Origin of the sequence: Litoreibacter albidus (genome assembly GCF_900107015.1) — a bacterium.
Lineage (GTDB): Bacteria > Pseudomonadota > Alphaproteobacteria > Rhodobacterales > Rhodobacteraceae > Litoreibacter > Litoreibacter albidus.
The window spans coordinates 94,911-120,572 of record NZ_FNOI01000008.1 but is presented as its reverse complement, the minus strand read 5'-3'; the positions used below and the strand labels follow the sequence as shown (position 1 = coordinate 120,572).

Sequence of the window (25,662 nt, the reverse complement as noted above, 5' to 3'; positions counted from 1 at the left end):
TCATCGTGTCAAACATGTCTGTCTCTCACCCGTTTGGCGTTTCGGCGGTATGTATCGTCTTCCCATACTGTTCCGCAAGGGCTAGACACCGCGACTAAACGCCTTTTTGCGGGAAAATGCACTATGACTCAGAAAATTGCGTTCCAAGGGGAGCTCGGCGCCTATTCTCACGAGGCTTGCGTGCGCGCGCGCCCCGATATGGAGCCCCTGCCCTGCACCACGTTCGAGGAGGTCATTGACGCTGTTCGCACCGGTGCCGCCGCCCTTGCCATGCTGCCGGTGGAGAACACCACTTACGGGCGGGTTGCCGATATTCACCGCCTTCTGCCCGAGTCCGGGCTGCATATCATTGATGAGGCTTTCGTGCGGGTCCGCATCGCGCTGATGGCCCCGAAGGGCACCGCGCTGGACAGCATCAAGACCGTGCGGGCGCATCTGGTGTTGATCCCGCAATGCCGCGCCTACCTAGAGGCGCACGGCATCCGTGGGGAGGCCGCCGCCGACAGCGCTGGCGCCGCCGCCGAACTTGCCGCGCAACCGGAGGCCGGCGTTGGCGTCTTAGCGTCAGAAATGGCTGCCGACACGCATGGGCTTGAAGTGCTGGCCCGCGACATTGAAGACCACGACACCAACACCACGCGCTTCCTGATCATGTCGCCAAAGGCCGACATGGCGCGGCGTGGCGACACCCATATGATCACATCCTTCGTGTTCAACGTGCGCAACATCCCGGCCGCGCTGTATAAAGCGATGGGCGGCTTCGCGACCAACGGCGTGAACATGACCAAGCTGGAAAGCTACATGGTCGACGGCGAATTCACTGCGACGCAATTCTATGCCGACATTGCGGGCCACCCCGATGACATCGGCGTGCAGCACGCGATGGAGGAGCTGGAGTTCTTCACCTCGGAGATCAAAGTCCTTGGCACGTATCCCGCAGCCTTCGCCCGTGACTGAGCCGCGCCGCCCCAAGCTTGGGGCGATTGCGGTTGTCATCAAGGACGGCCAAGTGCTGCTTGTGCAGCGCCGCAATCCGCCAAACGCGGGTCAATGGGGCTTCCCCGGCGGTCATGTGGAGTTGGGCGAAACCGCACTGGACGCCGCCGCGCGCGAATTGCACGAGGAAACGGGCGTGACCGCCACGCCCCTGCGCTACCTCACCAATGTTGATGTGATCACGGAGGGCTATCACTACCTGCTGGCGGTGGTGCTGTGCGACTACGTGGACGGGGTGCCCGTGGCGGATGATGACGCGATGGACGCCCAGTGGGTACAGATAGACGCCGCGCTGTCAGATGACCGCGAACTGTCGGATAGCGTCGACACCGTACTGCAACTCGCCCTCGCCAATTAAGCGTTCGCTGTGCGAAGGCCTTTTTTGTAACGCTCTTCCAGATCCGTAGCGAAATGTGCGATCCGCGTCTTGTAGCGACGGTTCAATGTGTTGCGGGCCAGCTTGGCTGACTGCATCAACAACCGCGCCGACAGGGTTTGTGGCCGCACGTCCAGCTCCACCCGCATCCGCGTGCGTGTGCGTGACATCGCCACCAGCTCCACAAGGAACGTCGCGGTCATGTTCTTGGTCTTCACATCGAACAGCATCTGGTTCGGGCGGTCGAACTCCACAAGCTTCACCACGAATTCGCGCTTCTTGCCGCGCACCGTTGCGCGCGCCGTCCAAGACGCGCCAACACCGGCGACGCCCATCTTGTCCGTGCGTGTCACATCCGCGCCGTGGCGCAAAATTGCGCGTTCAAAGCCGTCAAAGTCCGACAGCATGTGAAACACGTCGTCGATAGGAATTTCCAGATCTTCCTTGGTGGAAAACTTCATGTCTGCCCGCTCATTAAATTTATACTGTTAGTCTAACGTATCCTGAAGCCAGTTAAGCAACAGGAAATGCGCGATTGCGCCTTTGCGTGCCGGTTTCATTTCGGGATTGTTGCCCGCAAACGTCTCCAACATCTCTTCGCGGGTGACCCAGATCGCGTCTTCGATCTCTTCGGGGTCAACCGTGATCTCGGTGGTGACGGCGTGACCGCGACACCCGATCATCAAGGACGCGGGGAAGGGCCACGGCTGGCTCGACAGATATTCCACCGCGCCGACCTCGATGCCTGCCTCCTCGAATGTCTCGCGGCGCACTGCGGCCTCGATGGTCTCCCCCGGCTCCACAAAGCCTGCAAGGCACGAATACATCCCCTCGGGCCACCCGGGGGAGCGACCCATGAGCACCGAGTTGCCATGCGTCACCAGCATGATCACCACGGGGTCCGTGCGCGGGAAATGGTGCGCGCCGCAGATGTCGCAGTCGCGCTGCCAGCCCGCCATAGAGATAGAGCTTTTTCCCCCGCATCTGGCGCAGAACCCGTGGGTTTCATGCCAGCTTCCGATGGCCTTTGCCGCCGCAATCAACTCCGCATCGCGGGCATTCAAATGGCTCATCACCGCGCGCAACTCGGAGAACCGCTCGTCGCGGGGCATACCGGGGAAGTGCTGCTCTGACGGGTCCAGAAAATCGTTGAGCGCGTCCAAGGCTTCGTCCGGCTCCCAGCCGGAGATATCGCGCGAGAACCGCGCGGCGCCATTGTCCAGCCCGAGGAAGATCGGCGCCTCATCCGCATGGGCAAAAATCGGGTGGTCCGCGGCCTGCCACGCGGGGCGGTCACGGGCCTCCCCCACGATCAGCGGCTTGCCGCGCCAAACGGGCAAAACGCCGGTGTCCGGTTTTCGCAGCAGGTCCGCCAACGCATCCGCGTCGCCGCGCAACTGCGCCGCGCGGTCCAACCCAGATCCGCCAAAGGTCACCGTTTCTGCAAGTTTCACCGCTTAGCCCCTCACTTCGTTGCATTGCTTCTGGCATGAGGAGCAAGCGTTGGCAAACCTTGCGTTCCGCAGAATCTCCCCCTATATCGACGGTGAGGGGTTGGCGCGGGCAAGTGCCTCGCCAACCTGGTCAGATCCGGAAGGAAGCAGCCACAACGAGCCCCACTTGGGTCGATGTCCAACCTCTCACCTACGGCCTGTTTGCCTTGCAGGCACGCCGTCGTCTTTTGCCAATGTCGCTAGAAGGCCAACTCACCCCACAATATCGCCCCAGCACGCGCTGTTCGCCGGATCGAAAACCCCGATGTGCCCGATGGCGCCCAGCCCGTAGTCCTCCGGCTTTAGCACCTTCTGCGCCATGGGCGCTTCAAGGTGACGTTCCATCAAACGCCACACCGCCCGTGGTGGCACCATCACATCATCCGCAACCGCCACCAGCCGCATCGGCGCGCGCAGCCCCGTCAAATCCTCCGGCGGCAAATCCCGCCATTCAGGCGTCGCGGTGAACTCCCGTTTCGTACAAAGCGCGCGCCATTGCCAGTACACATCCGCAGGCAGGTCCGGCCCGAAGCGCATCAGCTTGCCCGGTAAATACCCCGCAACCTTCGCGCCAATTGGCCCGCCCACATGCCAGAAAAACCGCGCCAAAGCCTGATAGGGCCAAGGGTGCTCGGACACGTGAACAAAGCCGCTGGCCACCGCGATTACGCGGTCGATCTGACCCAAATCCCGCTGGAATGACGTCAGCAAGCCGCCCAGCGAGTGCCCGATAAGCCATAAGGGTGCGTCAGGGAATTCAGCCTTGGCGAAGTCCCGCGCCGCTTGCGCGTCGTGGATGCCCCAGTCGAGCATCGTCGCCCCCGCGTCGCGCATTGGCCCGCGCTGCGATGCCCCGAAATCGCGGTAATCATAGGTCAGGCAAGCCACGCCTTGTGTCGCCAACCACTGCGCAAACGGGCGGTAGAACCGTTGCCGCACCGCAGTCGCAGCATTCAGCACCGCGATCGCACGCACCCGTTGCGACGGGCGATATAACCGCCCCATTAGGGGCTGCCCGCCCGACGGAAAGGAAACGTCGGTCTCTATCACCTGCGACGAGTCGGCGATCTGGATGTAGGACATTGCGGGCTCCTTCAGGCGCTAGACTGATTGGTCTACTAGCAGCTCTAGACCATTCGGTCTAGTTGTGAAATAAAAAACTATGGCTCAAACCCCATCCACCCGCGACCGCCTTGTCACGCAGGCCGCCCTCTTGTTTCAGCGCAAGGGCTACCACGGCGTCGGCATGGCGGAGATACTTGACGCCGCGCAGGCCCCCAAAGGCTCCCTCTACCACCACTTCCCGAACGGCAAATCCGATCTCGCGCTTGCCGCCGCGCATTTTGCCGCTGACCAGATGCTGCAAATCCTAGACGCGTCCTTCAAAGACGCGGACAGCCTGCGCGACGGGGTCACGACCTTCTGCTACAAACTCGCCAAGCTGTTCGACATCAACGACAAGTGGATAGGCTGCCCCGTCAGCGCGACGCTTTTCGAGAGCCCCACCAACACGGAATTCCGCCAAGCCACCTGCGATATCTTCCAGATGTGGCTCGACGCCACGGTTCGCCACGCCACATCCAAAGGCGCGACCGAAGCCAAGGCCCGCGCCCTTGCCGACGCCCTTTGGATGACGTTGCAAGGCGCGTGGTCGCTGTCTCGCGTGCGCGGCTCCTCCGATCCAATCAAGACGGTGCCAGCACTGGTCCTGCGCGATGAATAGGCTACACTCCCTGTTATGAATTCAAATCCAGACGACGCCGACGACCATGAACTCGCCGCCACCCGCACTGGCTGGGCAGAGGACCGCACCTTGCTTGCCAATGAACGCACCTTCGCGGGCTGGATGCGCACCGGCATGGCCTGCGTCGCGTTGGCCTTGGGCATGAAGGCCGTTTTCGGCGCGTTTGAGCCCACGTGGGTTGCTAAAATCGGGGCCAGCATCTTCATCGGCGTGGCGCTTTTCATCTTCTGGTCCGCGCAGCAACGCTCTTGCGAGGCGCATCGCCGCTTCACTGAAAATGACGTCGCCGCGCAGCCAACGTCCCGCATGACTTTTACCGCCGCCGTGCTTGCGGTCGGGGCCGTGATAACCGGCATTATTCTTTGGATGCTCTAGGTGGACGGCTGACGGCGCACACACTAAGTTTGACCAACACTCGAATCCTAGGAATTGACATGAGCGACACCACCACAAGCGGCGGCTATCAGGTTCTGGCGCGTAAGTACCGTCCGGCCACCTTTGCCGACCTCATCGGTCAGGACGCCATGGTGCGAACGCTCAAAAACGCGTTCGACGCAGGCCGCATCGCGCAGGCCTTCATCATGACGGGTATTCGCGGCACCGGCAAAACGACCACCGCGCGGATCATCGCCAAGGGTATGAACTGCACTGGCGCCGATGGCACCGGCGGTCCGACCACCGACCCTTGCGGGGTCTGCGACAACTGCACCGCAATCGCCGAAGGCCGCCACGTCGATGTGATGGAAATGGACGCTGCGTCGCGCACCGGCGTGGGCGACATCCGCGAAATCATCGATTCTGTACACTACCGGGCGGCCTCTGCCCGCTACAAAATCTACATCATCGATGAGGTGCACATGCTGTCCACCTCCGCCTTCAACGCCCTGTTGAAAACGCTGGAGGAGCCGCCCGAACACGTCAAATTCATCTTCGCCACCACCGAAATCCGTAAGGTGCCTGTGACCGTGCTGTCGCGCTGTCAGCGCTTCGATCTGCGCCGTATTGAGCCGGAGGTGATGATCGCCCACCTGCAATCTGTTGCGGGCAAGGAAAACGCCGAAATCGCGGAGGACGCGCTGGCGCTGATCACACGCGCCGCAGAAGGCTCCGTGCGGGATGCGATGTCCTTGATGGATCAGGCCATTTCCCACGGCGCGGGCGAAACCACCGCGCCGCAGGTGCGCGCGATGTTGGGCCTCGCAGACCGTGGCCGTGTTCTGGACCTGTTCGATCTGATCATGAAGGGCGACGCCGCTGGCGCGTTGCAGGAACTCAGCTCGCAATATGCCGATGGGGCCGATCCGATGGCCGTGTTGCGCGATCTGGCTGAAATCACCCATTGGGTCAGCGTCATCAAGATCACCCCCGAAGCCGCAGATGATCCCACCGTCGGCCCCGATGAACGTACCCGTGGCGCGTCTATGGCTGAAGCCCTGCCGATGCGGGCCATGTCGCGCATGTGGCAATTGCTTTTGAAAGCCCTAGAGGAAGTCGCCGCAGCACCGAACGCCATGATGGCCGCCGAGATGGCAATCATCCGCCTGACCCACATGGCCGACCTCCCCTCGCCCGAAGAACTTGTGCGCAAGCTGCAAGACACACCGCCCCCCGCCACGCCTCCAAATGGCGGTGGCAGCGCAGCCCCACAGGGCGGCGGCATGACAACGGCGCGGGCGCAAACCCAAAGCGCGCCCATGGGCGGCGGCACCTCCGCAGCGCTCGATGTCGCGCCGGAGGCTGCGCTGGCCCAATACCCGACGTTCCACCAAGTGGTAAACCTGATCCGCAGCAACCGCGACGTGAAGCTTCTGGTTGAAGTTGAAGGCTACGTACAACTTGCCAACTACGCGCCCGGACGGATCGAATTCGTACCAACGGATGATGCCCCACGCGATCTCGCCGCCCGCCTTGGCGCGCGGTTGCAGCAATGGACGGGCCAGCGCTGGGCAGTCACCGTCGTCAACGAGGGCGGCGGCCCGACCCTCGCCGCCGAACGCGACGCGGAGGCAAATGCGCTGAAGGCGGAGGCGACGGAACACCCGCTGATGCAGGCCACTCTGCTTGCCTTTCCAAGCGCCAAGATCACCGAAATCCGCACCGCCGCCGACCTGCTTCAGGAAGCCGCCGTGGAGGCCCTGCCCGAGGTCGAGGACGAATGGGATCCTTTCGAGGACGACTAGCCAGACCGATGCGCCGCCCCTATATGGCGCCTATCAACCACCGCACTCAAATTCTCAACGGAGACCTTCACATGCTCAAAGGACTTGGCAACCTCGGCGATATGGCCGGAATGATGAAAAAAGCCAAAGAAATGCAGACCAAGATGACGCAGATGCAAGATGATCTGCAAAACATCGAAGTCCAGGGCGAAAGCGGCGCGGGGCTGGTCAAGGCCACCGCAACCGCCAAAGGCATCCTGACGGCGCTCGATATTGATCCGTCAATTTTTCACCCTGACGAGAAAGAGGTCGTCGAAGATCTTATCCTCGCCGCAATCAAGGACGCGCAGTCCAAAGCCGCGGATAAAGCCGCCGCCGAGATGAGCAAAATCACCGAGGAAATGGGCATCCCCGCCGGAATGAAGCTGCCCTTCTAGGCATCACTGCTTCTTAAATACCTCCGCCGGAGGCTCCGACCCCAGCAAAAGGCGCATCCGCTTGAGCAATATGAAAGACATCGACGCGCTGATCGCGATGATGGCCAAGCTGCCCGGGCTCGGCCCCCGCTCGGCGCGTCGGGCGGTGCTGCATATGATCAAGAAGCGCGCGCTGCTCATGGTGCCGCTGGCGGACACATTGCAACACGTCGCCGCCACCGCCCGCGAATGCGTCAACTGCGGCAACGTGGGCACCGCTGATCTGTGCGATATCTGCGTCGCTGACAAACGCGCCAACGGCGAAATCTGCGTCGTGGAAGACGTCGCAGACCTCTGGGCAATGGAACGCTCCGGGGTATTTAAAGGCCGCTACCATGTCCTCGGCGGCACCCTGTCGGCGCTCGACGCCGTGGGGCCGGACGAGTTGCGCATCCCGAAGTTAATGGAGCGCGTCTCGGGCGAGCAGATCAGCGAAGTCATCCTCGCCCTGAACGCCACCATCGACGGCCAAACCACCGCGCATTACATCGCAGGGGAGCTGGAGACGCGCGGCGTCGCCGTCACGTCTCTTGCCCAAGGCGTCCCAATCGGCGGGGAGCTGGACTACCTCGACGACGGCACGATCACCGCCGCCCTGAAAGCCCGAAAGGCGCTCTAGCGCAAAACGGCATCTGCCAGCAGGCGCACCACCGTTTGCTGGTTCAAGTAGCCCGTACGCGTCAGGTTCCGCGCCTCCTGATAGCGGCGGATTGCGCGGCGCGTGTCATCGTCAAACGCTCCGTCCACGGGGCCAGGCTTCAGGCCAAGGCTCTCCAGCCGCCCCTCCACCAGTTTGCGTGTCGTATCTGTCAGGCCCAACCGATCCTCGTTGCGCTGCGCAGCTTCCAGCGCATCGGCGTTGTCTGCCTCGAACTCCAGCTCTTTGATTTGCGCACGGGCCTGCTCGACAAATGCCCCTTCGGGGTTGGCCTCGACGTAGTTGTTGTACGCCTCGAGTGTCCCTGCGGCCTCTGCCGCATCCCATTCCGCACGGTCCTGCTCTGCGGCCTCCGCGCGGCGCGCGTCCTCGAACGGCTCCAGCCGCTGCGTCGCGATTTCTGCAAACACCCCATCGGGGTAGCGTTCCAGATAGGCCCGCAGCCCGGCTTCATCGCCGTTCTGGCCCGTCGCGTCCCAATAGGCGCGGTCTTTGCGCTCCATCTCCAGCTTGCGCTTCTCGGCCTCTATCTCCAGCTCCTGCGCACGGCGGTCCGCCTGCGCGCGGAGCCGCTCAATCTGCGGCTGCGTCAGGAAGCCCGTGGCGTCCGCGCCGTTCACATTTTGCCATTTCTTGATCGCCGCGCGTGATCCGCGCCCGAAAATTCCATCAATGCCTTTGGGGTCATAGTCCAACAGCGACAAAGCCCGCTGAATTTCGCGTCGCGTGTCGCGGCTCAGGTTCAGCGCCTTCTCTGCCGCCTCCGCCCTCAACTCAGGCTGCGCATCTATCCGCGCGATCTCGCCCCGCGCCTCCTCGGCATAAAGCCCCTTCGGGTAACGTTTGAGGTAGGCCTCATAGGCCTCCCGCGACCCGATATCCTGCGTCACTTTCCAAAGCGCGTTCTGCGCCGCGTCAGGATCGGGCTTCGCAACAACAGGTGCTGCGCCGTCACCGGCCGGCGAGAACGGCACCAAAGGGGCCATAAACCCCGCACCACTCAGGCTCGGCCACGCCTCTAGCGCGGTGGCAATGGATTGACCCGTGACGCTGAGCGTGTCCTTCGCAAAATCCGCGACATCATCCGACGGGCCGGTGATCACAGTCACCCCTTGCGGAATGTCCATAAAGCCCACGCCAGCCTCTACGCCCCCGCCAAATTCAAACTCTGCGTCCTCAATGCCCAAGGCCACAACCGCGCCACCCGGCGCACGGGCCGCAATCTCCATAACCACGCTTAGGGGCAGCGCTTGACGGCCGACAGTGGCCAAATCAGGTCCGTCGGCATCCGCGCCCAGAAACCACGTGCCGTGCGCGCTGTGCCCGAAATTTCCGGACAAGGCGATAACAACCCGCCCCGATCCATCCGCTTTCGCGTTCACCTCCGAGACGTAGACCTCCAGCGCTTCCGCACTCAGATCAGCGCCGCTAAACACTTCAAAACCTGCCTCCCTCAAGGGGGCCACAGCGTCCAGCATCTCGTCGGCGGCGCGCAAATCGCGCCCGTTGGCGTAGTCTTCGTTGCCGACAACAAGCGCCACGTCTCCTGCCCAAACCGGCACCGACATCATTAGGAAAGTGGCTAGGCTGGTGCGGAGTTTCATGGCGTGGTCCTCTCTAATCGTAGCTGCGTTGGTCCTCGATCACGAGGCCATCGTTGGGCAGGCTGCCCACAGGTACAACTTCCACCGCGCCTTTTAGTTTCAAAACTTCTGCAACCGACGCCGCGTAGGTGTCCGCGTCACCGCCCTCTGCCTCGATCAAAACACGCATCACGTCCATCTCGCCGTCGCGCGCGGCCACGACCCGCGCACGCGCGATCTCAGGGTGTTTCGCCACCAGATCCGCGACTTGTTCGGGGCGCACAAACATGCCCTTGATCTTCGTGGTCTGGTCCGCGCGCCCCATCCATCCTTTGATGCGCATGTTGGTGCGCCCGCAGGGGGAGGCGCCCGCCATGACCGCACTCATGTCACCAGTCCCGAACCGGATCAGCGGGTAATCGGGGTTCAGGGAGGTCACGACAATCTCGCCCACCTGCCCCTCCGCCACAGGCGTTCCGGTGCCGGGCGTCACGATCTCGACGATAACGCCCTCATCAACGATCATCCCTTCCATGGCGTCGCTCTCAAAGGCGATATGGCCCAGATCGGCGGTGGCGTAGCACTGCAGGCAGGAAATCCCGCGATCTGCATAGGATTGGCGCAGCGACGGGAACAACGCCCCGCCCGAGACCGCCGCCTTGGTGAAACTCAAGGCCTCCCCCATCGCATCCGCTTTCTCAAGGATCACGTTCAAATAGTCCGGCGTGCCCGCATAGGCCGTCGCGCCCACGTCCCGCGCGGCGCGCACCTGCAACTCGGTCTGCCCCGTACCCGCCGGCAACACTCGCGCCCCAACGGCCCGCGCGCCGTTCTCGAACATCATGCCCGCCGGTGTCAGGTGGTAGCCAAAGCAGTTCTGCACCACATCATGGGCCCCGATACCGCAAGCATTCAAAAACCGCCCGAAGCGCCACCAATCGTGGCTCACCCCGCCCGGCTCATAAATTGGCCCCGGCGATTGAAACACATGCGCCACGTCGCCCACATGCATCCCGCCAAAGGGCGGCTTGGCCTTTTGCTTGGCCGACAGGTCGGATTTGCGCAACACAGGTAGGGACGCCAGCTCGGACAGGCTGCCCAGCTTGACCCCAAGACCGTTTAACGCCGCCACATGCGCCGCTTCGCGGGCGTCCGCGCTGCGGGTCTCCAGAGTGTCAAAGAATCCCACGTCACGTCTCCATTTGGTTAAAAATACTCAAAAATGCTACGACAGCCACCGCTTGCGACGTCTGTAGCTGCGCACATCGCGGAAGGATTTTCGGCCTTCATCCGACATGCCAAGGTAGAATTCCTTCACGTCGGGGTTCTCGCGCAATTCGGCGGCGGGGCCGTCCATAACCACGCGGCCCGATTCCAGAATATACCCGTAATGCGCAAAGCGCAGCGCCACGTTGGTGTTCTGCTCGGCCAGCAAAAAGGACACGCCCTCCTGCTCGTTCAGCGACTTCACGATGCCGAAGATTTCTTCCACCAGTTGCGGGGCCAACCCCATCGACGGTTCGTCCAGCAGGATCGTCTCCGGCTTGGCCATCATCGCGCGGCCAATTGCCACCATCTGTTGCTCCCCGCCAGAGGTGTAGCCCGCCTGCGACGTGCGCCGTTCGCGCAAGCGCGGGAAGTAGGTGTAGACCTTCTCCAGATCCGCCGCCACAGCGCCTCGCCCGTCGGACCGCGTGTAGGCGCCCGTCATCAGGTTTTCTTCCACGGTCAGGTGCTCAAAGCAGTGACGGCCTTCCATCACTTGAATAACGCCGCGCTTCACCATGTCGGCAGGGTCCAGCCCCGCGATGTGGTCGCCACGGTACACGATAGAGCCCTTGGTGACTTCGCCCCGCTCCGAGTGCAGCAGGTTCGACACTGCCTTCAGCGTCGTGGACTTGCCCGCGCCATTGCCGCCCAAAAGCGCCGTGATGCCGCCACGTGCCACTTTCAGCGACACGCCTTTCAGCACCAGAATGACGTGATTATAAATCACCTCAATGTTGTTGACCTCCAAGAGGGTCTCAGTTTTGGAACCATCCAGCATTTCAACATCCTGTCAAAGTTGGTGGATCCCCGGCCAGCACCTGCCAGCCGGGGAAGTTGCGTTTACTTGCAGCCGGCTTCGATGCCAGCTTCTGCTGCGAATGCGGCGCTGTCCTCGTCAACCAAGGCTTGGATCACGTCCTGATCCGACCCTTCGTAGCCGGTAATCAGCGACCAGGACTTGGCTTCTGCGTCCCATTGCGCCACAGCGCCAAGGCCGTTGCCGCCGTGGTTCTGGCAGGACACTTTGAACTCTGGCCCAAAGCCCGGAAGGCCGATAGCGGCCATTTTGGCCTCGGTCATTTCCAGCGCTTCCATGCCGTCGCGCATCAGTGCGGGGGTCAGATCTTTCTCGCCGGAAATCTCCTGCGCGGTCTTGGCAGCCTCTGCCGCCAACATCGCCGCGTACATGCCGCGGTTGTACAAAGCCGTGCCCAGCTGATCGCCAGCGCCCGCCGCTTTGCCCGCGTCGACCACGTATTTACGCAGATCGTCATACAGCGGGTAGTCGTCGCCCAAGTTGTGGAATGTCAGCGCCTTGTAGCCATTGGCACGGTCGCCCGCTGGCAGCACGTCATTTTCCGAACCGGACCACCAGATGCCGATGAAGTTTTCCATCGGGTAGCGGATGTTGGCCGCCTCTTGAATGGCCACTTGGTTCATAACGCCCCAGCCATACATGATGACGTTGTCAGGCTTTTGCTGGCGGATTTGCAGCCATTGCGACTTTTGCTCTTGGCCGGGGTGGTCAACAGGCACCAGCATCAGCTCGAAGCCATGCTTCTTGGCCAGTTCTTCCAACGTGCGGATCGGCTCCTTGCCGTAGGCGGAGTTGTGGTACACCAGCGCGATTTTCTTTCCCGCGATGTCGCCTTGCGACATGATGTGGTTCACCGCATGCGACGCGCCATCCCAGTAGTTGGCAGGGTAGTTGAACACGTTGGAGAAGACTTCGCCGTTCTTGGCGGAGGTCCGGCCGTAGCCCATAGTGTGCATCGGAATGCCGTCGGCCGTTACCTTCGGAATCAGCTGATAGGTGATGCCGGTCGACAGCGGTTGATAGACCAACGCGCCCTCGCCCTTGGTGGCTTCGTAGCATTCCACACCCTTCTCGGTGTTGTAGCCGGTTTCGCACTCAATCACCTTGGTTGGAACACCGCCGATACCGCCGTCACGTTCGTTCAGAAGGGTGAAGTAATCCTGATACCCGTCAGAGAACGGGATGCCGTTCGCCGCGTAAGGACCAGTCCGGTAGCTTAGGTCGGGGAACACAAGGTCCGCCATCGCGGGGCTTGCCGCCATCAAGGCCGTCGCTGCAAGAGTTGTTAGTTTCATCAAGTTTTTCCTCCCAAGGATGATTTGATATGTCGGACGGGGTTCACCCCGCCTCTGTTGTGATTAATGCGGGAACGGCCACAGCCGCAGCTTCTCTTTCGCCAGGCGCCACAGTTGCGCCAGCCCGTGTGGTTCCAGAATCAGGAACACGATGATCAGGCCACCAGAAACGATAAACTGCAAGTGCGCCGCCAGATCGGTGGGCCAGCCCAGTAGGCCGACAAAGACGTTCTTCAAGAACACTGGCAGCAGCACCATGAAGGCCGCCCCCGCGAAGGAGCCGAAAATAGACCCTAATCCGCCGATGATTACCATGAACAAGACAAGGAATGACTTGTCGATGCCGAAGCTCTCCCCCACTTCGGCGGCCCCCAGATAGACACTAAAGAACAGCGCACCTGCGATACCGATAAAGAAGCCCGAGACAGCAAAGGCCGTCAGTTTCGCCATCATCGGGTTCACCCCGATGATTTCGGCAGCGATATCCATGTCACGGATCGCCATCCATTTGCGCCCGACAGAGCCGCGCGTCAGGTTGCGCGCGATAAGTGCCGCCAAGGTCACGAAGATCAGGCAGATCATGTATTTCGCCCAAGCCTCGGTGTTCGGGCCGGTAATAATGATGCCGATAACGTCGCGCTCCGGCGCAGAGATTTGCCCCGATGCGGAGTAGTTGTAGAACCACGGAACCTTGTTGAAGAGCCACACCAAGAAGAACTGCGCCGCCAGCGTGGCCACCGCCAGATAAAAGCCCTTGATCCGCAAGGAAGGCAGACCAAACAGGGTCACGACCCCCGCGGTAATCAGCCCAGCCAATGGCACATGCACCAACATTGACACCTCTGGGAACGCCGTCATCAGCTTGTAGACAGCATAAGCGCCCACAGCCATGAAGCCCCCCGTGCCAAGTGACACCTGCCCACAGTAGCCGGTCAGGATGTTCAACCCAATCGCCGCAATCGCGTAGATCAGGAAGGGCACGAACACCGCGTTCGCCCAGTAGTCGTTGATGATGAACGGGATGACCAAAAACGCCACGGCAAGCACCGCGTAATATCGGTAGCGGTCAAACTTGATCGGGAAGGTTTGATTGTCTTCAGCATAGGTCGTGCTGAAGTCGCCTGACTCGCGATAAAACATTAGGACGCTCCCCTAGTGATTTCAGGTGTGATCAACAGCGCAGTCATACTCACACCCTCTCGATGATTTTTTCGCCGAACAGCCCTTGGGGGCGGAACACGAGGAACAGCAAGGCCAGCACATAGGCGAACCAGTTTTCGGTCGCCCCGCCGACCATGGGGCCGATCAGGAACTCGAACAGTTTCTCACCCACACCGATGATCAACCCACCCACGATGGCACCAGGAATGGAGGTGAACCCGCCCAGCATCAGCACCGGCAGCGCCTTTAACGCGATCAGGGACAAGGAGAACTGCACGCCCGATTTGGCACCCCACATGATCCCCGCGACCAGCGCCACGAAACCCGCGATGGACCAGACCAGAACCCAGATGAAATTCAGCGAGATGCCAACCGATAACGCCGCTTGGTGGTCATCCGCCACCGCCCGCAAGGCGCGGCCTTGCTTGGTGTACTGCGAAAAGATGATCAGCGCCGCCACCAAAATAATCGCCACAATCGTGGCCGAAATATCTAGGTTGTCGATGAAGAACCCGTAGCCGAATACCTCGAACGTGGTGATGTCGATCCAGTCGTTGATGCCCTGAGGCAAACCAACGTCCAGCTTCTTGATGTCGGACCCCCACATCAAGTCGCCCACGCCCTCAAGGAAATAGGCCAAGCCGATGGTCGCCATGAACAGGATAATCGGCTCTTGGTTGACCAGATGGCTGAAGATAAACTTTTGCACCAGCCACGCAAAAACCACCATGACGCCAGCCGTCAGGATGATCGCCAGCAGCGCGGGTACATGCCAGCCAAAGTGGTGCAACTCGGTCCCGAATATGGCGTTGATGATGTGGGCAAAAGGTATTTGCCCGTCCATGATCCCCACCAAGGTCAACGCCGCGAACAGCGCCATGACGCCTTGGGCATAGTTAAAGATGCCCGACGCCTTGAAGATCAGCACAAACCCCAACGCCACCAGCGCATAAAGCACACCGGCCATCAGCCCGTTCAGGGTCACTTCCATCGCAAAAAGTAGTTGCTCAGGCATGTTGGCCTCCGTTGATGAGTTCACGTTTCAGGGTCGGCTCTGCGCGCAACGCTGGTTCGGTGCAGACGTCGGGCCTAGTCATGCGCGACACCCAGATAGGCGTCGATCACCTCTTGATTGTTGCGTACGTCGTCCGGTGTCCCGTCGCCGATCTTCTTGCCGTAATCCATCACCACAACGCGGTCGCTCAGGTCCATGACCACGCCCATGTCGTGTTCGATCAGGGCGATAGTGGTGCCAAACTCGTCGTTCATGCTCAGGATAAAGCGGCTCATGTCCTCTTTCTCCTCAACGTTCATGCCCGCCATAGGCTCGTCGAGCAGCAGCAATTTAGGCTCTGCCGCCAAGGCCCGCGCCAGCTCCACCCGCTTCTTCAACCCGTAGGGCAAGCGGCCCACAGGGGTTTTGCGAATGGCTTGGATTTCCAGAAAGTCGATGATCTTCTCGACGATCTCGCGGTTCGCTGTTTCTTCCGCTTCGGCTTTGCCCTTCCAGATCATCTGGCTCAGCATCCCCGCCTTCATATGGGTCAAACGTCCCGTCATCACGTTGTCCAGAACGCTCATCCCTTCAAACAGGGCAATGTTCTGAAACGTCCGCGCAATCCCTTGCCGCGCCACTTGATAAGGCCGCATGGGGGGGCGTTTTTTGCCGTGGAACCAAACCTCCCCCTCCTGCGGGTTATAGAAGCCCGAGATGACGTTCAGCATGGAGGATTTACCGGCCCCGTTCGGGCCAATAATGGCGCGAATTTCGCCTTCGTTGATGTCGAAAGAGATGTCCTTGATGGCCACCACACCGCCAAACCGCAGCGTGATATTTTTCATTTCCATCATGGTGTTACCGATCTTGCGGCCGTCCGCAGTCGTGTAGTTTCCACCTGTCAAAGCGTTCATAGTGCTACCTCACGGGATGGCGGGCGGGGCGATGATGAAATCGAGCGTCGACCCGTCATTCCGCTGCCACTTTCTGGTTGGCGACAACGGCCGCATCGCGAATGTCCAACGTCGCCTTGATCGCGCCCTTGCGACCGTCTTCATAGGTCACCTCGGTCTCCGTCGAGATTTTCGAAGATCCGTCGTACAAGGCTCCCAAAATATCCGCGAACTTCTCCTCGATGATCCGGCGGCGCACCTTCAGCGTCCGCGTCAACTCGCCGTCATCCGCGTCCAACTGTTTGTGCAGCACCACAAAGCGGTGCACTTGGCAGCCCGACAACATCGGGTCTTCCGCAACACTCGCGTTCACCTCTTCCACGTGCGACTGCATCGTCGCCAGCACCTCTGGGTGCCCCGCCAACTCTTGGTAGCTGGAGTACGCGATGTTGTTGCGCTCCGCCCAGTTGCCAACAGCGGTCAGGTCGATGTTCAGGAACGCGGTGCAGTAGTCCTTGCCGTTGCCGAACACCACGGCTTCCAGCACGTTGGGGAAGAACTTCAGTTTGTTCTCCACATATTTCGGCGCGAACAGCGATCCGTCGGCCATTTTGCCAACGTCCTTGGCGCGGTCGATGATCCGCAAATGCCCGCTGCTTTCCTCGATAAAGCCGGCGTCGCCCGTCGCAACCCAGCCCTCGGCGTCCTTGGTGTCCGCCGTGCTTTCGTCGTTCTTGAAGTAGCGCACGAACACCCCGGGGGAGCGGTAGAACACTTCGCCATTGTCCGCGATTTTCAACTCCACACCCGGGCTTGGCACGCCCACCGTGTCGGAGCGCACTTCGCCGTCCGGCTGCTGCGTGATGAAAACAGAAGCTTCCGTTTGGCCGTAAAGCTGCTTCAGGTTAATCCCGAGCGAGCGGTAGAAGTCGAAAATTTCCGGCCCGATCGCCTCGCCCGCCGTGTAGCCAACGCGCACGCGCGAGAAGCCCAGCGTGTTCTTCAGCGGGCCATACACGAACAATTCGCCCAGCTTGTATTTCAACTTGTCCGCAAGCCCGACAGGCTTGCCGTCCAGCAGGTCCGGCCCCACCTTTTTGGCGTGCGCCATGTAGTGGTGGAACAGCCACTTCTTGAAACGGCCCGCGTCTTCCATCCGGATCATCACGTCGGTCAGTTGGGTTTCGAACACCCGTGGCGGCGCGAAGTAATAGGTCGGCCCAATTTCGCGCAGATCACTGTGCATAGTCGCGGGGCTTTCGGGGCAGTTGACGCAAAAGCCCGTCCAAAAGGCCTGCCCGATCGAAAAGATGAAATCCCCGACCCAAGCCATCGGCAGATAGGCCAGAATTTCATCGTCGGCGCGCAGGTCGTCAAACTCCGAAGACGCCTTGGACGTCTCGATAATGTTGCGGTTCGACAGCACAACGCCCTTAGGCTTGCCCGTGGTACCGGACGTATAGAGCATCACGCAAGTGTCGTCATATGTCGGTAAATCGCGGCGGCGGTTCAACTCGACGCGGTCACCGTCGGCACGGCCTTTTTCTTGCAAAACTTCGTATTTGGTCAGCGCCGTGTGGTCATACTTTCGCATGCCGCGCGGGTCCAAATAGATCATATGCTCAATAGCTGGCAGCTGGTCTTGGACCTCGAAAACCTTGTCGACCTGCTCTTGGTCTTGGGCCACGACAAAGCGCGCGCCGCAGTGATCCAGCACATACGCCAGTTCTTCGGCCACGGCATCTTGGTACAAGGGAACCGGTATAGCGCCGACCATTTCGGCGGCGACGAAGCTCCAGTAAAGGTAGGGGCGGTTGCGGCCGATGATGGCGATGTGATCGCCCTCGTTCACGCCCAGCGTCAAAAACCCCAGCGCTAAGGCTTCGATTTCTTCGGCAGCCTCTGACCACGTCCAGCTTTGCCAGATGCCAAACTCTTTTTCTCGGTAAGCAGGTTTGTCACCGTACTTGGCAACGTTCCGCGCCAAAAGGCGGGGTAGCGTATCCAAACCGGCCGAAGCAGATGAATCGTGAACCAAATCTTCCTCCCTGTGCCGGATGAACCGACGTCGGGGCTTTGCGCCCCTGATTAAGGGAATACTGTGCGGCGATCCGTGACAGGTCAATGTTTTTTTTGAACAGTCGTTCATATAGGGCGTTCACCCCTTGGCACGCTTCAGAGATTATGTCTTGGCGAACAAGGGTGTAGGCGCAAAATCGGACAGCACATAGGGCGCTTTGTCACTGTGCAACAAAGCGCCCTACGCCAAGAATCACGAAAGGGTTTGGCCTACTCTGCGGGCACGGATTGCTCCGCCTTCTCAACCCGCACGGCAGCGAACTTAAATTCGGGAATTTTGCCGTATGGGTCCACCGCCGGATTGGTCAGGATGTTCGCCGCGGCCTCAACATAGGCGAACGGCAAAAACACCATGTCGGGGGCCACTGCGCGGTCGGACCGCGCCATCACGTCAACCGTGCCGCGGCGCGTTGTCAGGCGCAGTATCCCGCCCGGTTCCACTCCAAGTTTGCGCAGGGTCGACGGATGCAGGGAACAGTTTGCCTCCGGCTCCATCGCGTCCAGCACGGACGCGCGGCGGGTCATGGACCCCGTGTGCCAATGCTCCAACTGACGGCCCGTGGTCAGGATCATCGGGTATTCCGCATCGGGGCTTTCATTCGGCGCGATTACATTTGCAGGCGTGAATTTTGCACGCCCATCAACGCGCGGAAAACCACTGCCGAACACGATTGACTGACCCGGATCCGTCGGCGAAAGCGATGGGTAGGTCACCACGTTCTCGCGCTCCAACCGATCCCAAGAGATGTTGTTCAGCGACCCCATGTTCAGCTTCATCTCCGCGAATACTTCTGCGGGGCTCTCGTAGGTCCAGCCCAAGCCAAGGCGCTTGGCCAGCTCCACCTCGATCCACCAATCTTCCCGTGCATCGCCGGGGGGCGGCACGGCGGGGCGGCCCATCTGGACCTGCCTGTTGGTGTTCGTCACAGTGCCGGATTTCTCTGCAAAGGCGGACGCCGGCAGGATCACATCCGCAAAGTTCGCGGTTTCGGTCAGGAAGATGTCTTGCACCACAAGGTGGTCCAGCTTCGCCAACGCATCCCGTGCGTGTTCCACATCAGGGTCGGACATCGCCGGATTTTCGCCAAGGATGTACATCGACTTGATGTCACCCGCATGCACCGCATCCAGAATTTCGGTCACGGTCAGCCCCTTCTCGTTCGAGAAGTCGCCGGAGCCCCAAACATCACTGAACGCAGAGCGCACGCCGTCGTCCATCACGCTTTGATAGTCCGGCAGGAACATCGGCATCAGCCCCGCATCGGACGCGCCTTGCACGTTGTTCTGCCCCCGCAACGGGTGCAACCCCGTGCCCGGACGCCCGACTTGCCCCGTCATCAGTGCAAGGCTGATCAGGCAACGCGAATTGTCGGTACCGTGGATGTGTTGTGATACGCCCATGCCCCAGAAGATCATCGCGGATTTGGCCCCCGCAAAGGTGCGGGCCACGTCGCGCAGCATCTCCGGCGCGATGCCGCAAATTTCGCTCATTTTCTCTGGGGTGAAGTCCGTAAGGTGGGCTTTCTCCGCCTCCCAATTCTCTGTGTAGGCGTCGATATACTGCTGGTCGTAAAGCCCCTCTTCCACGATCACATGCATGATCGCGTTCAGCATCGACACATCCGCACCGGGGCGGAATTGCAGCATATGGCTGGAGTGACGCTTCAACGCCTGCCCGCGCGGGTCCATCACGATAAGCTTGCCGCCGCGTTTGGCGAACTGCTTGAAATATGTCGCCGCGACCGGATGGTTCTCCGCAGGGTTCGCGCCGATGACAATCGCGACATCCGCGTTTTCGATCTCGTTGAAAGAGGCGGACACCCCGCCGCTGCCAATGTTCTCGATCAGGGCAAACACCGACGATGCGTGGCAGAGCCGCGTGCAGTGGTCTACGTTGTTGTGCCCGAAGCCTTGGCGGATCATCTTTTGGAACAGATACGCCTCTTCGTTGGTGCATTTGGCAGAGCCAAAGCCCGCAACCTCACGGCCACGCCCCTTCATGCCGTCCGCCGCCATGTCCAGCGCCTCGTCCCACGTGGCTTCGCGGAAGAACTCCTGCCAGTTGCCCGGATCTACGTTCAAGCCCTTGGCGGGCGCGTCGTCGCGCCGGATCAGCGGCTTGGTCAACCGATGGTCATGGTGGATGTAGTCAAAGCCGAACCGGCCTTTGACGCACAGGCGTCCCTCATTGGCGGGGCCGTTGATCCCCTCCACGTATTTCACTTTGTTGTCTTTGACCTTTAGCGATATCTGGCAACCAACGCCACAGAACGGGCAGATGCTCTCCACCTCGCTGTCGAAGTCCTTGCTGTCGCCCACTTGGTTCTCGTCCGTCACCGTCGCTGGCATTAACGCCCCTGTCGGGCAGGCTTGCACGCATTCGCCGCACGCCACGCAAGAACTCTCGCCCATCGGGTCCGCGAAATCGAACGTCGGGTAGGCGTCGTGCCCACGGCCCGACATCCCGATCACGTCGTTCACCTGCACCTCACGGCATGCCCGCACGCACAACCCGCATTGGATGCACGCATCCAAGTTCACCGACATAGCCACATGGCTGTCATCCAGTAACGGGATGCGGCCTTCCTCCAGCTTGGGGAAGCGACTTTCTGAAACTCCTTGCAGCGCGGCCATATCCCACAGGTGGGATGATTTATCGTGCGCGACATCCGGCGCAGGCTGATCTGCGACCAACATCTCGACAACCATCTTGCGGGCGGTCTCCGCGCGGTTGGAATCGCTGGTCACAACCATCCCTTCGGATGGCTCCCGTATGCAAGACGCCGCCAAGACGCGCTCGCCTTCAATCTCCACCATGCAGGCGCGGCAGTTGCCGTCTGGCCGGTATCCGGGTGCTGGCTTGTGGCACAGATGCGGTATGACAAGGCCGCGGCCGTTGGCCACTTCCCAAATCGTCTCGCCGGCTTTCGCCTCTACCTGCTCCCCGTTGAGCGTGAATTTGATCGTATCGGTCATTGGCGTCTCTCCCTACGTGCGGCAAGTTAAACCATCGGGGCGCGGTTTTCAGAGCACCATGCGCGACCTCAAACACCGTATTTGCGTCAGCGTGTTTCCCATCGGCTCAGGGGTGGCGCGTATTGGCGGCCTCGCGTAAGCCTTAGCCTAACACAAATAGGGGCACCGACATGACACATCTTTGGGTTCGATCCGAAAGCCGCGACCACGAACAACGCGTCGGCGTGACCCCCGAAGGCGTCCGCGCCTTGATGGAGGCGGGGATCAAAGTCACCGTGGAGCAAAGCGCCACTCGCGCCATACCAATCGACGGTTTCGCCGCCACAGGCTGCGACATCGCCGCCGAAGGCAGCTGGATCAACGCCCCCCGCGATGCAATTGTCTTTGGCTTGAAGGAACTGCCAGAAGACGGCACCCCCCTGCCCCATCGCCACATCATGTTCGGGCACGCTTACAAAGGCCAGCCATCCGGCCGCATTCTGCTGGATCGCTTCAAGGCAGGCGGCGGCGCGCTTTACGATCTGGAATATCTGGTAGGCGAAGACGGTCGTCGTGTTGCCGCCTTCGGCTACTGGGCGGGCTACGCGGGGGCCGCCGTCAGCTTGCTCTGCTGGATCGCGCAACAACAAGGCGGCATCGCCGCGCCGGTTGGCGTCTACCCGTCCTCCAGCGCTATGCGCGATGACCTGTCTGCGCGGCTGAAGCCACTGGGCAATAAGCGTCCCACCGCGCTGATCATCGGCGCGCTCGGCCGCGTGGGAACCGGCGGCGCGGATCTGTGCACCTCCATGGGCGTGGACGTCACCAAATGGGACATGGCCGAAACCGCAAGCGGCGGGCCGTTCCCCGAAGTTCTGGCGCATGATATCTTTCTGAACTGTATCCTCGCCCGCCCCGGCACACCTGTATTCGTGCCTGCCAGCGCAAAGACCGCGCTGCGCAGCCTATCGGTCATCGGCGATATCGCCTGCGACCCTGACAGCGACTTTTCCCCGATAAAGGTCTATGACCGCGCCACCACATGGGACGCACCCGCACTGCGCGTGCATGACGCCCCCGTGTTGGATGTGACCGCGATTGATAACCTCCCGTCGATGCTGCCGGTTGAATCGTCCGAAGATTTTGCCAGCCAGTTGCTGCCAAGCCTTCTGACGCTGGGCGCGCTGGATCAGGGCGTCTGGGGCCGCGCCAAAGCGACGTTTGACGAAAACCTCTAAAGCAGGTCGTCTTCCGCGTCCGAGAGGTCAAAGCCCATCATTTCCGCGCCGGTTTCCAGATGGTCGGCAACATGCGGCATGCCCAGCAGGTAGTCCTCCGTCGGCGTCACCTTTTCTTGGCGCGCGGTCGTCAGTGCCTCTTCCCATTCGGTGGGCTCAAAGCTGCCGCGCCCGATCCACGCCAAAGCAACCAATTCCGCCTGCTCGTCCTCGTTCAGCCCGTCAATGAACGCGCGTAACTCCCCCTCGGCACGGTCGAGTTCATGGGCGAACAAGACCACTTGCGCGACCTTGGAAAGGGAAATGTCCATCTTCATAGCTCCAGCTTGTTGCGTGGCTACCCTAAGGGGCGGTGGGGCAGCCTCATATGATTTGGATCAAACGCCGCGTTAGCCTTTGGGATGGTCCAAGGGTACCACATTTGTCACGTCCGGCGCTAATTCTTCAAAGTCGAAGTTGTCCAGCCGGTCCGCCCGCTTGCTTGCGCGGGTCGCGGCGGTCAACACACCGGCCACGTCCTCGCCCGCTTGGCGCAGGTGCGTTTCCAGCTTGCCCGCCTTCTCGCCGATGATCTCCACGTCGCGGTGCAGATGGCGCAGGGCTTTGCGGATTTCCCCCGCCTGCTCGCGCATCCGCGAATCCTTCAGGATAGAGCGCATGGTGTTCAGCGTCGCCATGCACGTCGTTGGCGACACGATCCACACCCGCGCCGCAAAACCTTCGCGGATGATATGGGGCAGACGCGCATGCAGTTCCGCATAGACGGCCTCTGACGGCAGGAACATCAACGCGCCGTCCGCCGTCTCCCCCTCGATCTGGTAGCTTTCCGATATCTTCTTGATATGCACACGGACCGCTTGCCCCAAGGCCGTCAATGCCCGCGCCTGCGCATCCTTGTTGTCGGCGGCGACGTAGGCCTCATAGGCCTCCAACGGGAACTTGGCGTCGATCACAATCGGGCCGGGCGGGTTGGGCAGGTTGATCAGGCAGTCCGCGCGCCGCCCGTTCGAGAGGGTCGTTTGGAACGAATAGCTGTCCGACGGCAGCGCCTTCGACACAATATCGTTCAGCTGGATTTCCCCGAACGCCCCGCGCGTTTGCTTGTTCGACAGGATGTCCTGCAACGATAACACGTCGCCCGACAGCTTTTCGATATTGGTCTGGGCGCGGTCGATGGTCGCCAGCCGCTCCTGCAATTGCGTCAGCGACTTGGTGGTTTTCTCCGAAGAGCCGTGCAGCGTGTCGTTCATCCGCTCTTGCAAGTCCGACAGTGACCGCGCCGAGCGCATGGCGTTCTCATGCAGCCGCTCCGCCATTTTGTGCTGCACTTCCGCCAGCCGGACTTCCATCGTTTGTATCGTCATGCTTTGGCTTTTTGACAGGCTTTCCAACCCGCCTGTCAGCTGCGCCTGCCCCGTGCCAAGGTTCTGCACCGTCTGGTTCAACTGGCCCATCTGCATCATCATCGGCTGCGCCATACGTGCCGCCCGCCCCGCAGAGCGCGCGACCGTGATCAGCAGCACAATCATCAACAGCAAAACTGCCGCCCCGATCAGCCCAGCAATCACCAGCGGGTCGTCCCACTGCAACACCGTGTCGCCAACTGTGATCATGTGCGCCCGAACAATCGCTCAATATCGGCCAATTTCAGCTCCACATAGGTCGGGCGGCCATGGTTGCACTGCCCCGAATGGGGCGTTGCTTCCATTTCGCGCAGCAGCGCGTTCATCTCGTCCGCGCGCATCCAGCGCCCCGACCGGATAGAGCCGTGGCACGCCACACGGCTCAGCACCGCTTCGATCTTATCAGCCACCAGTTGCGTGTCGCCCAGATCATCCAACTCGTCCAGAATGTCGCGCACCATCGCCTCGGCGTTGACTTCGCCCAAGATCGCAGGCGTTTCGCGCACCGCGATGGCCCCTGCGCCGAACGGCTCTAGCGTGAGGCCCAGTTTCGACAGCGCTTCCGCGTGGGTCAGCAGCACAGCCGCGTCCGCGTCGGACATCTCCACAATCTCGGGGATCAGCAGCGCCTGCGCGGCGATGCCATTCTCCGCCATTTGTTTCTTTAACTTCTCATACACCAAACGCTCGTGCGCCGCGTGCTGGTCAACGATGACCATCCCGTCCTTGGTTTGCGCGATGATGTAGTTCTCGTGCACCTGCCCGCGGGCCGCCCCCAAGGGGTGATCCGGCGCGGCCTCCGCCGCTGGCTCCACCACGTCAACACGGCTGTAAACGGCCTGCGTTTCCGCAAACCCCGGAGTCTCGAACTGCGGGGCCTGCGCATGGTAGGAGGCGCGCAACGCGCCCTGCGACGGGCGGTCCATCTGGTAGACAGGGCGCTCCACGCGCTCCGGCTGGAACGCGCCCAACGTTGCACTCGCCACCGTGGTGGAGGCGCGGTGCCCCGCGTCCGCCAGCGCATGCTTCAACGCCGACACGATCAGCCCGCGCGCGGTCCCCGGATCGCGAAAACGCACCTCGGCCTTAGCGGGGTGCACGTTCACATCCACCTTTGTCGGCTCCAACTCCAGAAACAACGCGACGACGGGGTGACGGTCGCGGCTCAAGAAGTCCGAATAGGCCCCGCGCAACGCGCCAACCAACAGCTTGTCGCGCACAGGGCGGCCATTCACAAACAGGAATTGCGAGATACTGTTGCCGCGCGAATAGGTCGGCAAAGCCGCGTATCCGGTCAGGGTGACCCCGTCGCGTTCCGCATCAATGGCCAGTGCATTATCGGCGAACTCCGCCCCGAGGATCGACCGCAGCCGACCGCTAAGTGCATCGAACATATCCCCGCTTTGCGCATCCGCGCGAAACGTAACGCGGCCTTTATCATCACGGGACAGGTCGCGGATAGTGAAGCCGACGTAAGGCTCCGCCATCGCCAGCTTCTTCACCACATCCGCGATTGCGCCCATTTCCGCGCGGTCGGTGCGCAGGAATTTCAGGCGGGCCGGTGTCGCGTAAAACAAGTTGCGCAGTTCCACCACGGTGCCCTTCGTCAGGGCCGCAGGGGTCACCGCCCCCATCGCGCCGCCGTCCACAACGATCTGCGCGGCATCCTGCCCCGCGATCCGCGATGTGATGGTCATGCGCCCCACCGCCGCCATCGACGGCAAAGCCTCCCCGCGAAAGCCGAAGGTGTGGATGTTCAACAGGTCGGTGCCGTCAATCTTGGACGTCGCGTGGCGCGATAAGGCCAGTGGTAAATCCTGCGCCGGAATGCCGTGCCCGTCGTCGGTCACGCGGATCAACGTCTTGCCGCCGTCCTTCACACACAGCTCGATACGGGTCGCCCCCGCGTCCAGCGCGTTCTCGATCAATTCCTTAACCGCAGAGGCAGGCCGTTCCACCACCTCGCCGGCGGCGATACGGTTTACGGCAACCTCATCCAATTGCTTGATCTGAGGCCGTTTTGCGGGCTGGCTATCGCCTATGTTGGGTGTCGGAGCATTCATACCCCCA

At 61.2% G+C, this 25,662-nt stretch carries 23 protein-coding genes and 1 other RNA gene; 9 read left to right on the top strand and 15 right to left on the bottom strand.

What is annotated here, in order from left to right:
• Window positions 1-123 precede the first annotated feature (123 nt).
• A complete protein-coding gene (locus BLW66_RS15735) occupies window positions 124-957 on the top strand; it encodes a prephenate dehydratase (RefSeq protein WP_089948168.1) in 834 nt (277 codons plus the stop codon).
• Complete coding sequence (locus tag BLW66_RS15730; protein ID WP_244508673.1) at window positions 950-1,354, top strand: NUDIX hydrolase; 405 nt, start codon at window positions 950-952, stop codon at window positions 1,352-1,354. Before BLW66_RS15735 ends, BLW66_RS15730 begins: the two co-directional genes overlap by 8 nt.
• Here BLW66_RS15730 and BLW66_RS15725 read toward each other — a convergent pair.
• Both BLW66_RS15725 and nudC read right to left on the bottom strand, forming a co-directional pair.
• Window positions 1,351-1,833 (bottom strand): SRPBCC family protein, encoded by a 483-nt coding sequence (locus BLW66_RS15725; RefSeq protein ID WP_089948163.1) that lies wholly within the window; start codon window positions 1,831-1,833, stop codon window positions 1,351-1,353. The two genes, BLW66_RS15730 and BLW66_RS15725, sit on opposite strands and share 4 nt — an antisense overlap.
• A 27-nt stretch (window positions 1,834-1,860) precedes the next feature.
• Entirely contained in the window at window positions 1,861-2,826 is a 966-nt protein-coding gene (gene nudC, locus BLW66_RS15720; RefSeq protein ID WP_089948160.1) for an NAD(+) diphosphatase, read from the bottom strand.
• Window positions 2,827-2,919: 93 nt separating this feature from the next.
• Here nudC and ffs point away from each other — a divergent pair.
• Window positions 2,920-3,018: signal recognition particle sRNA small type (gene ffs / locus BLW66_RS15715), an RNA gene on the top strand.
• A 60-nt stretch (window positions 3,019-3,078) separates the two neighbouring features.
• Here ffs and BLW66_RS15710 read toward each other — a convergent pair.
• Entirely contained in the window at window positions 3,079-3,948 is an 870-nt protein-coding gene (locus BLW66_RS15710; protein WP_089948157.1) for an alpha/beta hydrolase family protein, read from the bottom strand.
• Between the two features lie 79 nt (window positions 3,949-4,027).
• Here BLW66_RS15710 and BLW66_RS15705 point away from each other — a divergent pair, with 79 nt between their 5' ends.
• The 5 genes from BLW66_RS15705 (at window position 4,028) to recR (ending at window position 7,863) form a co-directional block, all read left to right on the top strand.
• A complete protein-coding gene (locus tag BLW66_RS15705; protein ID WP_089948153.1) occupies window positions 4,028-4,588 on the top strand; it encodes a TetR/AcrR family transcriptional regulator in 561 nt (186 codons plus the stop codon).
• A gap of 15 nt (window positions 4,589-4,603) precedes the next feature.
• On the top strand, window positions 4,604-4,984 hold the full coding sequence (locus BLW66_RS15700) for a YidH family protein (protein ID WP_089948150.1): 381 nt from the start codon (window positions 4,604-4,606) through the stop codon (window positions 4,982-4,984).
• Window positions 4,985-5,043: 59 nt separating this feature from the next.
• Complete coding sequence (locus BLW66_RS15695) at window positions 5,044-6,789, top strand: DNA polymerase III subunit gamma/tau (protein ID WP_089948147.1); 1,746 nt, start codon at window positions 5,044-5,046, stop codon at window positions 6,787-6,789.
• Window positions 6,790-6,860: 71 nt separating this feature from the next.
• Window positions 6,861-7,205 (top strand): YbaB/EbfC family nucleoid-associated protein, encoded by a 345-nt coding sequence (locus BLW66_RS15690; RefSeq protein WP_089948144.1) that lies wholly within the window; start codon window positions 6,861-6,863, stop codon window positions 7,203-7,205.
• Between the two features lie 61 nt (window positions 7,206-7,266).
• Complete coding sequence (recR, locus tag BLW66_RS15685; RefSeq protein WP_089948139.1) at window positions 7,267-7,863, top strand: recombination mediator RecR; 597 nt, start codon at window positions 7,267-7,269, stop codon at window positions 7,861-7,863.
• Here the strand turns inward: recR and BLW66_RS15680 are convergent.
• The 9 genes from BLW66_RS15680 to fdhF form a co-directional block, all read right to left on the bottom strand.
• Entirely contained in the window at window positions 7,860-9,506 is a 1,647-nt protein-coding gene (locus tag BLW66_RS15680; protein WP_089948136.1) for a peptidoglycan-binding protein, read from the bottom strand. The genes recR and BLW66_RS15680 overlap by 4 nt on opposite strands.
• 13 nt (window positions 9,507-9,519) lie before the next feature.
• A complete protein-coding gene (locus tag BLW66_RS15675) occupies window positions 9,520-10,617 on the bottom strand; it encodes a phenylacetate--CoA ligase family protein (RefSeq protein WP_394199042.1) in 1,098 nt (365 codons plus the stop codon).
• 93 nt (window positions 10,618-10,710) lie between these two features.
• Complete coding sequence (locus BLW66_RS15670) at window positions 10,711-11,532, bottom strand: ABC transporter ATP-binding protein (RefSeq protein WP_089948132.1); 822 nt, start codon at window positions 11,530-11,532, stop codon at window positions 10,711-10,713.
• 62 nt (window positions 11,533-11,594) lie between these two features.
• The gene (locus BLW66_RS15665) at window positions 11,595-12,866 is read right to left on the bottom strand and encodes an ABC transporter substrate-binding protein (RefSeq protein WP_089948129.1); all 1,272 of its coding nucleotides are present in this window, start codon (window positions 12,864-12,866) and stop codon (window positions 11,595-11,597) included.
• Window positions 12,867-12,929: 63 nt separating this feature from the next.
• On the bottom strand, window positions 12,930-14,006 hold the full coding sequence (locus BLW66_RS15660) for a branched-chain amino acid ABC transporter permease (RefSeq protein WP_089948127.1): 1,077 nt from the start codon (window positions 14,004-14,006) through the stop codon (window positions 12,930-12,932).
• A gap of 49 nt (window positions 14,007-14,055) precedes the next feature.
• On the bottom strand, window positions 14,056-15,042 hold the full coding sequence (locus BLW66_RS15655) for a branched-chain amino acid ABC transporter permease (protein ID WP_089948125.1): 987 nt from the start codon (window positions 15,040-15,042) through the stop codon (window positions 14,056-14,058).
• A gap of 74 nt (window positions 15,043-15,116) precedes the next feature.
• Window positions 15,117-15,938, bottom strand: coding sequence for an ABC transporter ATP-binding protein (locus BLW66_RS15650; protein WP_089948122.1), 822 nt, complete (start codon window positions 15,936-15,938; stop codon window positions 15,117-15,119).
• Window positions 15,939-15,993: 55 nt separating this feature from the next.
• The gene (locus BLW66_RS15645; RefSeq protein WP_244508672.1) at window positions 15,994-17,925 is read right to left on the bottom strand and encodes an AMP-binding protein; all 1,932 of its coding nucleotides are present in this window, start codon (window positions 17,923-17,925) and stop codon (window positions 15,994-15,996) included.
• Between the two features lie 281 nt (window positions 17,926-18,206).
• Window positions 18,207-20,972 (bottom strand): formate dehydrogenase subunit alpha, encoded by a 2,766-nt coding sequence (fdhF, locus tag BLW66_RS15640; RefSeq protein ID WP_089948118.1) that lies wholly within the window; start codon window positions 20,970-20,972, stop codon window positions 18,207-18,209.
• A 170-nt stretch (window positions 20,973-21,142) separates the two neighbouring features.
• On the opposite strand from fdhF, the gene BLW66_RS15635 reads away from it, so the two are divergent.
• The gene (locus BLW66_RS15635; protein WP_089948115.1) at window positions 21,143-22,189 is read left to right on the top strand and encodes a saccharopine dehydrogenase; all 1,047 of its coding nucleotides are present in this window, start codon (window positions 21,143-21,145) and stop codon (window positions 22,187-22,189) included.
• On the opposite strand, the gene BLW66_RS15630 is transcribed toward BLW66_RS15635, so the two are convergent.
• From BLW66_RS15630 to mutL, 3 genes are all read right to left on the bottom strand, one after another.
• On the bottom strand, window positions 22,186-22,500 hold the full coding sequence (locus tag BLW66_RS15630) for a DUF3775 domain-containing protein (RefSeq protein ID WP_089948271.1): 315 nt from the start codon (window positions 22,498-22,500) through the stop codon (window positions 22,186-22,188). The genes BLW66_RS15635 and BLW66_RS15630 overlap by 4 nt on opposite strands.
• A 78-nt stretch (window positions 22,501-22,578) precedes the next feature.
• Window positions 22,579-23,802 (bottom strand): DNA recombination protein RmuC, encoded by a 1,224-nt coding sequence (locus BLW66_RS15625; protein WP_089948112.1) that lies wholly within the window; start codon window positions 23,800-23,802, stop codon window positions 22,579-22,581.
• Window positions 23,799-25,655, bottom strand: coding sequence for a DNA mismatch repair endonuclease MutL (mutL, locus tag BLW66_RS15620; protein ID WP_089948110.1), 1,857 nt, complete (start codon window positions 25,653-25,655; stop codon window positions 23,799-23,801). Before mutL ends, BLW66_RS15625 begins: the two co-directional genes overlap by 4 nt.
• Between the last annotated feature and the right edge of the window lie 7 nt (window positions 25,656-25,662).

Coding starts and splice junctions, on each gene's coding strand:
- BLW66_RS15735 (WP_089948168.1), top strand. CDS start 124: ATGACTCAGAAAATTGCGTTCCAAGGGGAGCTCGGCGCCTATTCTCAC.
- BLW66_RS15725 (WP_089948163.1), bottom strand. CDS start 1,833: ATGAAGTTTTCCACCAAGGAAGATCTGGAAATTCCTATCGACGACGTG.
- BLW66_RS15710 (WP_089948157.1), bottom strand. CDS start 3,948: ATGTCCTACATCCAGATCGCCGACTCGTCGCAGGTGATAGAGACCGAC.
- BLW66_RS15705 (WP_089948153.1), top strand. CDS start 4,028: ATGGCTCAAACCCCATCCACCCGCGACCGCCTTGTCACGCAGGCCGCC.
- BLW66_RS15700 (WP_089948150.1), top strand. CDS start 4,604: ATGAATTCAAATCCAGACGACGCCGACGACCATGAACTCGCCGCCACC.
- BLW66_RS15695 (WP_089948147.1), top strand. CDS start 5,044: ATGAGCGACACCACCACAAGCGGCGGCTATCAGGTTCTGGCGCGTAAG.
- BLW66_RS15690 (WP_089948144.1), top strand. CDS start 6,861: ATGCTCAAAGGACTTGGCAACCTCGGCGATATGGCCGGAATGATGAAA.
- BLW66_RS15680 (WP_089948136.1), bottom strand. CDS start 9,506: ATGAAACTCCGCACCAGCCTAGCCACTTTCCTAATGATGTCGGTGCCG.
- BLW66_RS15670 (WP_089948132.1), bottom strand. CDS start 11,532: ATGCTGGATGGTTCCAAAACTGAGACCCTCTTGGAGGTCAACAACATT.
- BLW66_RS15665 (WP_089948129.1), bottom strand. CDS start 12,866: ATGAAACTAACAACTCTTGCAGCGACGGCCTTGATGGCGGCAAGCCCC.
- BLW66_RS15660 (WP_089948127.1), bottom strand. CDS start 14,006: ATGTTTTATCGCGAGTCAGGCGACTTCAGCACGACCTATGCTGAAGAC.
- BLW66_RS15655 (WP_089948125.1), bottom strand. CDS start 15,042: ATGCCTGAGCAACTACTTTTTGCGATGGAAGTGACCCTGAACGGGCTG.
- BLW66_RS15650 (WP_089948122.1), bottom strand. CDS start 15,938: ATGAACGCTTTGACAGGTGGAAACTACACGACTGCGGACGGCCGCAAG.
- fdhF (WP_089948118.1), bottom strand. CDS start 20,972: ATGACCGATACGATCAAATTCACGCTCAACGGGGAGCAGGTAGAGGCG.
- BLW66_RS15635 (WP_089948115.1), top strand. CDS start 21,143: ATGACACATCTTTGGGTTCGATCCGAAAGCCGCGACCACGAACAACGC.
- BLW66_RS15630 (WP_089948271.1), bottom strand. CDS start 22,500: ATGGACATTTCCCTTTCCAAGGTCGCGCAAGTGGTCTTGTTCGCCCAT.
- BLW66_RS15625 (WP_089948112.1), bottom strand. CDS start 23,802: ATGATCACAGTTGGCGACACGGTGTTGCAGTGGGACGACCCGCTGGTG.
- mutL (WP_089948110.1), bottom strand. CDS start 25,655: ATGAATGCTCCGACACCCAACATAGGCGATAGCCAGCCCGCAAAACGG.